General features: G+C 40.1%; 1 protein-coding gene. It reads right to left on the bottom strand.

The annotated features are described in order from the left end of the window. Window positions 1-46: 46 nt before the first annotated feature. Window positions 47-1,152 (bottom strand): ISKra4 family transposase (locus JQC92_RS22405; RefSeq protein ID WP_205001734.1); only part of this gene is annotated, 1,106 nt, incomplete at its 5' end.

Raw genomic sequence — 1,152 nt, 5'->3', positions numbered from 1 at the left:
CTAATTAATGTCTAAATTATTTGTTTCAGGCTTGTTGGTAAACTCGTTACAAATTATGTGTAACAGGAAAACCGTATCGATCTAACTTTGACCAAAATTCTTCCCAATATCCGGATGAACAAACTAACGCTCTTAATGTCAGTAACATGGATGCACCTTCCTCTTTCCATCTCATCCCTGAATGACACATTCTTTGTTTTACCAGTGTCTTACAGGCTGCTTCGGTTACACCTGAGCCTATCGGAAATTTGTTTTCTAATGCTTGTGCATAGCTCATTTGCTGCCAATGGTTTTTAAAATAGGTTCTTACTTTATTCAGTTTTTCTAAAGTTGCGGGATATTTGTTTGAGGGGACTGCTTTTTGTAATTCTTCATTAAGTCGCTTTGCCTCTCCAAAATTATGTTTCAGTTGGTGAAGTGTTTCTTGAAACCATATTTGCCGTTGATTTTTCTTTGTTTTACCGGCAAATAATGCTTCTGCTGCATCTGCTACGTATTCCGAAACATGGAAGTAGTCCAGTATACTAACATCCACAAAAGGGTCTAGAAACGTCCAATTATCTGGAGCACCATCGGCGACTCCGACATACACGGCATTTGGGTAACGTTTCTTCACTTTTTGAATTTCTGATGTAAACCGCTTGGTAAACGTCGCTTTTCCATATTCAGGAGCTTCGGCACAATATGATGTAAAAAGCCGTTCTCCTTCATCATCATACAAGGTAATCGTTCCGCACATCGCTATTCGATACCCTTCATGATAAAGCAGGTTAACGCCATCCAGTCCTAAAGATATCGTCGCTACTGGCCGTGGAAGCTCAGGTATGTCGTACGTCCAATGCTCTTCTTTAAGCTGAGCAATATTACCTATCACATCGGCCAAGTCTCTCAGTGTCGCTCTACTACTGTATCTAGCATGATTTTGCTTAAGATCTTTTTCTACTTGAGGAGCGGCCATTTGAGCATATTTCCAGCTTATCATTCGAGCAAATGCTGGAGTCGAATTGACAATAATTCTGGCATTTTGATCTAAAGGACTAAATGTAGACCCCCCTTGTGAACTCTGATAAACGAAACGAGGAATTTTCACAGCTCCCCATGGGGTTTCGTAAACTTTAGGCTCTTTTTTACGCTTACTGGTCATTTTTATTG

Origin of the sequence: Parashewanella hymeniacidonis (assembly GCF_016900895.1) — a bacterium.
GTDB classification, from domain to species: domain Bacteria; phylum Pseudomonadota; class Gammaproteobacteria; order Enterobacterales; family Shewanellaceae; genus Parashewanella; species Parashewanella hymeniacidonis.
Note: the sequence above shows the minus strand (reverse complement) of the source record. Positions and strands in the feature narration are given on the sequence as shown.